Origin of the sequence: Streptomyces sp. NPDC058274 (assembly GCF_042881375.1) — a bacterium.
Classification (GTDB): Bacteria; Actinomycetota; Actinomycetes; order Streptomycetales; family Streptomycetaceae; genus Streptomyces.
Map to the genome: position 1 here is coordinate 80152 of NZ_JBHVXW010000003.1, position 9980 is coordinate 90131.

At 69.6% G+C, this 9980-nt stretch carries 8 protein-coding genes; 4 read left to right on the forward strand and 4 right to left on the reverse strand.

Going from position 1 to position 9980, the window contains the following annotated elements:
- Positions 1 to 46 precede the first annotated feature (46 nt).
- Positions 47 to 2212, forward strand: coding sequence for a discoidin domain-containing protein (locus ACFVYF_RS07625; RefSeq protein ID WP_389452341.1), 2166 nt, complete (start codon positions 47 to 49; stop codon positions 2210 to 2212).
- Here ACFVYF_RS07625 and ACFVYF_RS07630 read toward each other — a convergent pair.
- The 4 genes from ACFVYF_RS07630 to ACFVYF_RS07645 form a co-directional block, all read right to left on the reverse strand.
- Positions 2184 to 2990 carry an ABC transporter ATP-binding protein gene (locus ACFVYF_RS07630; RefSeq protein WP_389452344.1) on the reverse strand — a complete coding sequence of 269 codons (807 nt, stop codon included), beginning with the start codon at positions 2988 to 2990 and terminating at the stop codon, positions 2184 to 2186. The genes ACFVYF_RS07625 and ACFVYF_RS07630 overlap by 29 nt on opposite strands.
- A 20-nt stretch (positions 2991 to 3010) precedes the next feature.
- Positions 3011 to 3814, reverse strand: a complete 804-nt coding sequence (locus ACFVYF_RS07635; protein ID WP_389453567.1) for an ABC transporter permease — start codon at positions 3812 to 3814, stop codon at positions 3011 to 3013.
- A 104-nt stretch (positions 3815 to 3918) separates the two neighbouring features.
- Positions 3919 to 4701 carry an ABC transporter permease gene (locus ACFVYF_RS07640; RefSeq protein WP_389452347.1) on the reverse strand — a complete coding sequence of 261 codons (783 nt, stop codon included), beginning with the start codon at positions 4699 to 4701 and terminating at the stop codon, positions 3919 to 3921.
- Positions 4698 to 5660 carry an ABC transporter substrate-binding protein gene (locus ACFVYF_RS07645; protein WP_389452349.1) on the reverse strand — a complete coding sequence of 321 codons (963 nt, stop codon included), beginning with the start codon at positions 5658 to 5660 and terminating at the stop codon, positions 4698 to 4700. Before ACFVYF_RS07645 ends, ACFVYF_RS07640 begins: the two co-directional genes overlap by 4 nt.
- A 189-nt stretch (positions 5661 to 5849) precedes the next feature.
- Between ACFVYF_RS07645 and ACFVYF_RS07650 the strand changes: the two genes are divergently transcribed.
- The 3 genes from ACFVYF_RS07650 to ACFVYF_RS07660 all read left to right on the forward strand — a co-directional run bounded on the left by ACFVYF_RS07650 (position 5850) and on the right by ACFVYF_RS07660 (position 9834).
- The gene (locus ACFVYF_RS07650) at positions 5850 to 6665 is read left to right on the forward strand and encodes an IclR family transcriptional regulator C-terminal domain-containing protein (RefSeq protein WP_389452352.1); all 816 of its coding nucleotides are present in this window, start codon (positions 5850 to 5852) and stop codon (positions 6663 to 6665) included.
- 183 nt (positions 6666 to 6848) lie between these two features.
- Complete coding sequence (locus ACFVYF_RS07655; RefSeq protein WP_389452355.1) at positions 6849 to 8900, forward strand: phosphocholine-specific phospholipase C; 2052 nt, start codon at positions 6849 to 6851, stop codon at positions 8898 to 8900.
- A 52-nt stretch (positions 8901 to 8952) separates the two neighbouring features.
- Positions 8953 to 9834 (forward strand): phospholipid scramblase-related protein, encoded by an 882-nt coding sequence (locus ACFVYF_RS07660; protein WP_389452358.1) that lies wholly within the window; start codon positions 8953 to 8955, stop codon positions 9832 to 9834.
- The last annotated feature ends 146 nt before the right edge of the window (positions 9835 to 9980 follow it).

Consider the following 9980-nt stretch of genomic DNA (forward strand, 5'->3'; position numbering starts at 1 on the left):
CACCCCGCTATCCCGGCAACCCCCCCACGATGAAAGGGATCAGCACATGTCCAGAACTGTCAGGCGCATGCCAGGTGCGGCGGCCGCGGTGGCCGTCGCGCTCTCGGCGGGCATGCTCAGCGTCACCCCGGCCCACTCCGCGGCGACGGCCGCGGGCGCGACCCTGCCCTTCACCTCGGTCGAGGCCGAGGGCGCCACCACCACGGGCACGAAGATCGGCCCCGACTACACCCAGGGCACCCTCGCCTCCGAGGCCTCCGGACGTCAGGCCGTACGGCTGAGCGCGGGCCAGCGCGTCGAGTTCACCGTGCCGCGCGCGGCCAACGCGGTGAACGTCGCGTACAGCGTCCCCGACGGCCAGTCCGGTTCGCTCGACGTGTACGTCAACGGGACCAAGCTGTCCAAGACGCTGGCCGTCACTTCCAAGTACTCCTACGTCGACACCTCCTGGATCGCGGGAGCCAAGACCCACCACCTCTTCGACAACGCGCGGCTGCTCCTTGGCCAGAACGTGCAGGCGGGTGACAAGGTCGCCTTCCAGGCGACGTCCACCCAAGTCACCGTGGACGTGGCCGACTTCGAGCAGGTGGCCGCGGCCGCCGCCAAGCCCGCGGGGGCCGTCTCGGTCACCGACAAGGGGGCCGACCCCACCGGCCAGGGCGACTCGACGCAGGCGTTCCGGTCCGCGATCTCCGCCGCACAAGGAGGCGTCGTCTGGATCCCACCGGGCGACTACCGGATCACGTCCTCCCTCAACGGCGTCCAGAACGTCACCCTCCAGGGCGCCGGCAGCTGGTACTCCGTCGTGCGCACCTCGCGCTTCATCGACCAGACCAGCTCATCCGGCAGCGTCCACCTCAAGGACTTCGCGGTCATCGGCGAGGTCACCGAGCGCGTGGACTCCAACCCGGACAACTTCGTCAACGGCTCGCTGGGCCCGAACTCGACCGTCTCCGGCATGTGGATCCAGCACCTCAAGGTCGGCCTGTGGCTGACCGGGAACAATGACAACCTTGTCGTCGAGAACAACCGAATCCTCGACACCACAGCCGACGGCCTCAACCTGAACGGGAACGCGCACGGTGTCCGCGTGCGCAACAACTTCCTGCGCAACCAGGGCGACGACTCGCTCGCCATGTGGTCGCTCAACTCGCCCGACACCAACAGCAGCTTCGAGAACAACACGATCTCGCAGCCGAACCTCGCCAACGGCATCGCGATCTACGGCGGCACCGACATCGGGGTGAAGAACAACCTGGTCTCCGACACCAACGCCCTCGGCAGCGGTATCGCGATCTCCAACCAGAAGTTCATGGACCCCTTCTCACCGCTGGCCGGCACCATCACCGTCGACGGCAACACCGTCGTGCGGGCCGGTGCGGTCAACCCCAACTGGAACCATCCGATGGGGGCGTTGCGCGTCGACTCCTACGACAGCGCGATCAACGCCACGGTGAACATCACCAACACCACCGTCACGGACAGCCCGTACAGCGCCTTCGAGTTCGTGTCGGGCGGCGGGCACGGCTACGCCACGAGCAATGTGAACGTGAACGGCGCCACCGTCGACAAGGTCGGCACGGTCGTCGTCCAGGCCGAGACGCAGGGCATGGTCAAGTTCAGCAACGTCCGGGCCACCGGCGTGGGCGCGGCCGGCGTCTACAACTGCCCCTACCCGAGCGGCACGTTCACGCTCACGAACGGCGGCGGCAACACGGGCTGGGACAGCACCTGGTCGAACTGCTCGGCCTGGCCGCAGCCCGGCTCCGGCAACCCGGCGCCCGACCCGTCCACCAATCTCGCCAAGGGCCACAGCGCCACCGCCAGTGGATCCGTCGACGCCTACACGCCCGGCAAGGCGGTCGACGGGGACGTCAACACCTACTGGGAGTCGTCCAACAACGCCTTCCCGCAGACCTGGACGGTCGACCTCGGGTCGGCCCGGGCGGCCCGCCGGGTCGTGCTGAAGCTGCCGCCCGCCGCGGCCTGGCAGGCCCGTACGCAGACCCTGTCCGTCCTCGGCAGCACGGACGGCTCCGCGTACTCGACGGTCGTCGCCTCGCAGGGCTACCGCTTCGACCCGGCCACCGGGAACTCGGTCACCGTGAACCTGCCCAGCGGTACGAACGTGCGGTATCTGAGGCTCAACGTCACCGCCAACACCGGCTGGCCCGCGGCCCAGCTCAGTGAGGTGGAGGCGTACCTTTCCTGAGCTCGGTTGCCGCCCCGCGCTTCGCCGCCTGGATCTGCTCGTACACACGGGTCCGCAGCTCGGCGAAGCGCGGGGCGACCCGCGTGTGCAACTGGTCCCGCTCGTCGGGCAGATCGATCTTCAGCTGCTCCTGTACGACGGTGGGGGAGGAGGAGAGGATCAGCACCCGCTGGCCGAGATAGACGGCCTCGTCGATGTCGTGCGTGACGAACAGGATCGTGATCCCGCGCTCCCGCCACAGCCCGCGCACCAGGTCCTCCAGATCGGCCCGCGTCTGCGCGTCGACCGCGGCGAACGGTTCGTCCATCAGCAGTACGTCCGGCTCGTACGCCAGCGCGCGGGCGATCGCGACCCGCTGCTGCATGCCGCCGGACAGCTGCCAGGGATACGCCCCGGCCGCGTCCGCGAGGCCGACCGACTCCAGCGCGTCGGCGACCAGCTCCCGGCGCCGCGCCCTGGTCAACTGCTTCTGCTTGAGCGGCAGTTCCACGTTCTCGCCGACCCGCATCCAGGGGAACAGGCTGCGCCCGTACTCCTGGAACACGAACGCCATGCCCGGCGGCGGCCCGGTGACCGGCCGGCCCCCGAGCAGGACCTCCCCGGACGTGGGGGTGAGCAGGCCGCCCAGGCACTTCAGCAGGGTGGTCTTGCCGCAGCCCGACGGGCCGACCAGACAGACGAGTTCGCCCGCGTCGAGGGTGAAGGTGAGGTCCCGCACCGCCTCGACACGGCGCCCGGACCCCTCGTACACCTTCCGCAGACCACGTACGTCGAGCATGGACCGCCCTTTCGTGAGCTTCACGGGGACCGCCGGCGGCGTGCGCCGGGCCGTGAGAGGGGTGCCGCGCGGACGCCGTGGTACCAGCCCAGTACCCGGCGCTCGACCAGCTGGAAGACGACCGACAGCACAAAGCCGAGCAGCCCGAGGACGAGGATCCCGGTCCACATGTCCGGGATCGCGAACCCCCGCTGGAACTGCACGATGGTGAAGCCGATGCCGTTGCTGGCCGCGAACATCTCGCTGATGACCATCAGGATGAGGCCGAGGGACAGCGCCTGGCGCAGGCCGGCGAAGATCTGCGGGCTCGCCGCGGGCAGCACCACGCTCCGCAGCCGGGCCGCGCCCGTGATGCCGTAGGAGCGCGCCGTCTCGGACATCACGGAGTCGAGTGCCCGCACGCCCTCGACCGTGTTGAGCAGGACCGGCCAGACACAACCGCTCGCGATCACGGCGATCTTCATCGTGTCGCCGATCCCGGCGAAGAGCATGACGACCGGGACGAGGACGGGGGGCGGCACCGCCCGCAGGAATTCGAGGACCGGTTCGCAGACGGCCCGCACCCGCCGGTACGAGCCGATGACCGTACCGAGGGCCACGCCCACCACGGCCGCCGACGCAAAGCCGGCCAGCAGCCGCAGCAGGCTGGGCAGCACGTCGGCGCGCAGCCGGTCGCCCGTCCACACGTCCGGGAACGTGGTCAGGATCGTCCGCAGCGGCGGCCAGTAGGGGTTGACGCTGTCGTCGGACGCCAGCCACCAGACCAGGACGAGCAGCGCGGGCAGTCCGGTCACGAAGGCAGTCCCGAGGAGGGCGCGCCGCACGGCCTCACCGGCGGTGCGTCGGGACGGCGGGAGCTGCTTCACTCCGTCCGCGGCCTCCGGAGGCGGTCGGTCCCGCCGCAGCGCCCCGGGCGGGCGGTCGCTCTTCACGCCACCACCTCCCCGCGCACCGACTGGTGCCAGGCCAGCGCCCGGCGCTCCACCGTGCGGGCGCCCACGTTGATCAGCAGCCCGAGCAGACCGGTGACCACCACCAGCGCGTACATGTCCGGGACCGCCTGCGAGGACTGCGCGACCGCGATACGCGCGCCCAACCCCGGTGCGCCGATGACGAGTTCGGCGGTCACCGCGAGGACCAGGGCCACCGCGGCGGCCAACCGCACGCCCGTCATGACGTACGGCAGGGCGCTGGGCCACAGCACATGGCGGATCCGCGCCCCGGTGCCGAGCCCGTACGAGCGGGCGGTCTCCTCGGCGACCGGGTCCACGTCCTGGACGCCGTACAGGACCTGGATGAGGATCTGCCAGAAGGAGGCGTACACGACGAGCAGGAGCACGGAGCGCAGTCCGCTGCCGTAGAGCAGGACGGCGAGGGGGATCAGGGCGACCGAGGGGATGGGGCGCAGGAACTCGATCGTCGAGGCGGTCACCTCCCGCAGATACGGCACGACCGAGACGAGCACGCCGACGACGAGACCCGCGCCGACGGCGATCGCCAGGCCCAGCGCCCAGCCGGTCAGGGTGTCGCCGAGCGCGGTCCAGAACGCCCCGTCGCCCAGCTCGGTGACCAGCGCGCGAACGATGCGGCTGGTCGGCGGGAAGTAGTCCTCGGAGACGAGGCCGAGCCGCGGGACCACCTCGCCCAGTGCGAGGAAGCCCGCGAGCCCGGCCGTCCCGAGCGCGGCGTTCGTGAGGACCGGCCCGCTCACGGCAGCAGCTTGTCCAGATCCGGCATCTCCTTGAAGAGGCCGTCCCGCTCGCCGAGCTTGGCCAGCGTCGCGATCGACACACGGTTCGGCTTGGCGGGCCACTTGGGCAGGATCATCTGCTGCAGGGTGGCCTCGGGGATCTTCGTGTACGTGCTGAGGATGTCGCGCACCTCGTCCGGGTGGCTGTCGGCGTAGGCCAGCGACTCCTCGGTCGCCTCCCGGAACTTCTTCACCACGTCCGGGTTCTTCTGCGTGTACTGCGTGGACGCGAAGTACATGGCTACGGTCAAGTCCGGTGCCACATCGACGTAGTTGGAGGCGATGACCTTGCCGCCCGCTGCCTTGACCGTGGCCAGCGAGGGCTCGACCACCCAGGCCGCGTCGACCTGGCCGCCGTCGAGCGCGGCGGGCATCTGGTCGAAGGCGAGCTCGACGAACTTCACCTTGGTGCCGTCCCCGCCGTCTCTGCGGACCGACTCGCGCACCGAGGTGTCACCGATGTTCTTGACGGTGTTGACCGCGACCTTCTTGCCGACCAGATCCTTGGGCGACTTGATCGCGCTGCCCTTCTTCACCACGATCCCGCCGAAGTCGGCGCCGTCCTTGCCGGTCGACGCGACTCCGTTGGCCACCGCCTTGACGGGCACGTTCTTGGACTGCGCCACCATCAGCGAGGTCACGTTGGAGAAGCCGAACTGGAACTGGCCGCTGACCACGCCCGGCACGATTGCCGCGCCGCCCTGCGCGGTCGTCAGCGACAGCTTGAGACCTCGTTTGCTGTAGAAGCCCTTCTTCTGGCCGAGATAGACGGGCGCGACATCGACGATGGGAATGACCCCGACCTTCACGGTCGTGGTACCGCCGGACGCCGTGCCCGATCCCCCGGAGTCCGACGAACCGCAGGCCGTCGCGGCGGCTAAGACGGCTCCGGCCGCGAGGCCGATGAGCAGACGACGCATGGTTCCCCCTGTTGAGACCTCTGGTACTCCGACTGGTTGTGCGCAGACCGCACAGGTGTGCTCAGCGGGAACGTAGAGCGCATGGCCCTTGGGGGTCAATGCCCTTGGCCCGCAAGGTCGTTGACAGTTGTCGAAGTGTGCTCTTAGCGTGCGCAGAGCGCACCCCCGTGCGTCCTGGTGGAGGCGACGATGCCTGCTGAACTCCGCGATCCGTACTTCGTCCGGTCCTTCGAGCGCGGCCTCGCCGTCATTCGCGCCTTCGACGGTGAACACCCCTCGCTCACCCTCAGCGATGTGGCCCGGTCCTGCGAGCTGACCCGGGCGGCGGCCCGCCGGTTCCTGCTGACGCTGGTGGACCTCGGCTATGTGCACACCGACGGCCGGCTGTTCCGGCTCACTCCCCGAGTCCTCGAACTCGGCTTCTCCTACCTCTCCAGCTTCACGCTGCCCGACATCGCCGAGCCGCATCTGGAGCAACTCGTCGCCCAGGTGCGGGAGTCGTCCTCGCTCTGCGTCCTGGACGGCGACGACATCGTGTACGTGGCGCGGGTCCCGACCCGGCGGATCATGACCGCGACCATCACGGTCGGCACCCGCTTCCCGGCCCAGGTGACCTCCGTGGGCCGGGTGATCCTCGCGCATCTGGGCGACGAGGAGATCGACGCGCGGCTCGCCCGCGCCGAACCGCGCCGTCTGACGGCCCGCACGATCGTCTCGCCCGACCAGCTCAGGGCCGAGCTGCGCCGGGTACGGCGTCAGGGCTACGCCATCGTCGACCAGGAGCTGGAGGAGGGGCTGCGCTCGGTCGCCGCCCCGGTGCGCGACCGGGACGGCGAGGTGGTCGCCGCCGTGAACATCCCGGTGCACGCGAGCCGCAACTCGGTCGAGTCCGTACGCCGTGATCTGCTGCCCCATCTGCTGGCGACCGTCGCCCGTATCGAGGCCGACCTGCGGGTCACGGGTCCGGCACGCGCCGCGTCCCACGGCAGCGCGAAACAGAGGTGAGCGTCCCGCGGGCGAGGTCCGCCGACATTCCGCCCGAAAACGTTGGCCTCATGTACCACCGACTTTCACGTGGATGCCACAAGACCCTTCCCTGACGTTTGGTGCTCTTGGAACACTCCTTTCGCGCACGTTCCATCAGTATCCGGCCACCCGAGGCCCGTCACGACAAGAGGTCACTCACCCATGCCCCAAGTGAATCGGCGCCGATTCCTTCAACTCGCCGGCGGCACCGCGGCGTTCACCGCGCTGTCCGACAGCATCGCCAAGGCCGCCTCGATACCGGCGGGCCATCGCAGCGGCACGATCGACGACGTCGAGCACATCGTCGTCCTGATGCAGGAGAACCGTTCCTTCGATCACTACTTCGGCTCCCTGCGGGGAGTCCGCGGCTTCGGTGACCCGCGTCCGGCCACCACATCGGGCGGCAAGTCGGTCTGGTACCAGTCCGACGGCACCAAGGACGTGCTGCCCTTCCGCCCGGAGGCCGACGACCTGGGGCTGCAGTTCATCCAGGACCTCCCGCACGGCTGGAGCGACGGACACACCGCTTTCAACAAGGGCAAGTACGACAAATGGGTGCCCGCCAAGTCGTCGACCACGATGGCCTACCTGACGCGCGAGGACATCCCGTTCCACTACGCCCTCGCCGACTCCTTCACCATCTGCGACGCGTACCACTGTTCGTTCATCGGCTCCACGGACCCGAACCGCTACTACATGTGGACGGGCTACACCGGCAACGACGGCAAGGGCGGCGGCCCGGTCCTCGGCAACGAGGAGGCCGGCTACGACTGGACGACGTACCCCGAGCGCCTCGAAGCGGCCGGCGTCTCCTGGAAGATCTACCAGGACGTCGGTGACGGCCTGGACGCGAACGGCTCCTGGGGCTGGATCCCCGACGCGTACCGCGGCAACTACGGCGACAACTCCCTGCTCTACTTCGACAAGTACCGCAACGCCAAGCCCGGCGACCCGCTGTACGACAAGGCCCGCACCGGCACGGACGCCCGCAAGGGCGAGGGCTTCTTCGACCAGCTGAAGGCCGATGTGCAGGGCGGGAAGCTGCCGAAGATCTCCTGGATCGTGGCGCCCGAGGCGTTCACGGAGCACCCGAACTGGCCCGCCAACTACGGCGCCTGGTACATCTCCCAGGTGCTGGACGCGCTCACCTCGGACCCGGCGGTCTGGGGGAAGACGGCCCTGTTCATCACGTACGACGAGAACGACGGCTTCTTCGACCACCTCGTGCCGCCGTACCCGCCGCAGTCCGCCGCCCAGGGCAAGTCCACGGTCGATGTCGGCCCGGACCTCTACCAGGGCGACGCGAGCCATGCCGCCGGGCCCTACGGTCTCGGCCAGCGCGTGCCGATGCTCGTCGTCTCGCCCTGGAGCAAGGGCGGTTACGTCTGCTCCGAGACGCTCGACCACACCTCGGTCATCCGCTTCATGGAGCGCCGCTTCGGGGTGCACGAGCCCAACATCTCGCCCTGGCGGCGCGCGATCACCGGCGACCTGAGCTCCGCGTTCGACTTCGCCCGCAAGGACACCCAGCCGGTCGCGCTGCCCGACACCGACGGCTACCGGCCGCCGGACCACGACCGGCACCCCGACTACGTGCCCACCCCGCCCGCGAACCCGGCCCTGCCCAAGCAGGAGCGCGGCTCGCGCCCGGCCCGTCCGCTCAAGTACGCGCCCGTGGTGGACGGTTCGGCGGACGCGGCGGCCGGCAAGTTCACGCTGGCCTTCGCTTCGGGCGCCTCCGCGGGCGCGGCCTTCCTCGTCACGTCCGGCAACCGCACCGACGGCCCCTGGACCTACACCACCGAGGCCGGCAAGACCGTCTCGGACACCTGGAACCCGGCCTACTCCGGCGGCTCCTACGACCTGACGGTGCACGGCCCGAACGGCTTCCTGCGCACCTTCAAGGGCCCCGGCAAGGCGGCGGGACCCGAGGTCACCGCCCGGTACGTGGGCGACAACGTGGAGCTCACCTTCACCAACAAGGGCCCGGGCACGGTGAGTCTCAGGCTCAGCAACGCCTATGGCGGCACATCGCGGTCGTTCAAGGTGCGGGCCGGCGCGACCGTGAAGCACACGGTCGACCTGAAGGCGAGCAAGCGCTGGTACGACCTGAGCGTCGTCTCCGACGCCGACCGCACGTTCCTGCGCCGGTTCGCCGGACATGTCGAGAACGGCCGGACGGGCGTGAGCGATCCGGCCATCATGACGGTCTGATGGTTACCCGGACGCTGGTTGCTTTCGGGTCGGCCCGAGGTAGTGTGCCCCGGTGACCACGCATTCGAACACTCCTGCAGGTTGGTACCCGGATCCGCACGGGGCGGCCCAGACGCTGCGTTACTGGGACGGCTCGCAGTGGACCGACCACACGAATGCGGACCAGCAGGCCCAGGCCGCGCAACAGGTACCGCAGCAGGCCCCGCCGATCCCGCAGCAGCCCGCCCAGCAGCCGCAGCAGGCCTACGGGCAGCAGCCCGCCGCGGGCCCCGACCCGCGCGTGCAGCGTCAGGTGCAGCAGGAGGCCGGGGTCGCGGGCGGCGCTGCCGGTGGCGGCACGCTGTTCACCGAGCCGGTGCTGGTGGTGAACCAGAAGGCCAAGCTGATCGAGGTGACCAACGAGTACAAGGTCATGGACCAGCAGGGCAACCAGCTCGGTTCGGTCGTCCAGGTCGGCCAGAACGCGCTGAAGAAGATCCTCCGGTTCGTCTCCAGCATCGACCAGTTCATGACCCACAAGCTGGAGATCCGGGACGCGTACGGCCAGCCGCAGCTGCTGCTGACGCGCCCCCGCAAGTTCATGAAGTCGCGGGTGCTCGTGGCGCGTCCGGACGGACAGCCCGTCGGCGAGATCGTGCAGCAGAACATGATCGGGAAGATCAACTTCGCGATCAACGCCAACGGTCAGCAGATCGGTGCGATCAAGGCGGAGAACTGGCGCGCCTGGAACTTCGCGATCGTCGACCACGCCGACAACGAGGTCGCCCGGATCACCAAGACCTGGGAAGGCCTCGCGAAGACGATGTTCACGACGGCGGACAACTACGTCCTGCAGATCCACTACCAGCTCCCCGAGCCCCTGCTGAGCCTGGTCGTGGCGACCGCCCTGACGGTCGACACGGCGCTGAAGCAGGACTCCCGCGGGCTGGGCTGACGCGGAGCACACCGGCGTACGGAAGGGGGGGGGGGGGGGGGGGGGCCCCCCCCCCCGGTCCGGTGTGGGCGTGGGGGGCGCCCGCCCGGGGGGGCGCGCCCGGGGGGCGGGGAGGGCGGGGTGTGTTGTACTAGCGGGGGGCCCCC

Excerpts from the sequence above, each read along its gene's own strand:
- ACFVYF_RS07650 (WP_389452352.1), top strand. The coding sequence starts at position 5,850 with ATGCCTGCTGAACTCCGCGATCCGTACTTCGTCCGGTCCTTCGAGCGC.
- ACFVYF_RS07645 (WP_389452349.1), bottom strand. The coding sequence starts at position 5,660 with ATGCGTCGTCTGCTCATCGGCCTCGCGGCCGGAGCCGTCTTAGCCGCC.
- ACFVYF_RS07630 (WP_389452344.1), bottom strand. The coding sequence starts at position 2,990 with ATGCTCGACGTACGTGGTCTGCGGAAGGTGTACGAGGGGTCCGGGCGC.
- ACFVYF_RS07625 (WP_389452341.1), top strand. The coding sequence starts at position 47 with ATGTCCAGAACTGTCAGGCGCATGCCAGGTGCGGCGGCCGCGGTGGCC.
- ACFVYF_RS07655 (WP_389452355.1), top strand. The coding sequence starts at position 6,849 with ATGCCCCAAGTGAATCGGCGCCGATTCCTTCAACTCGCCGGCGGCACC.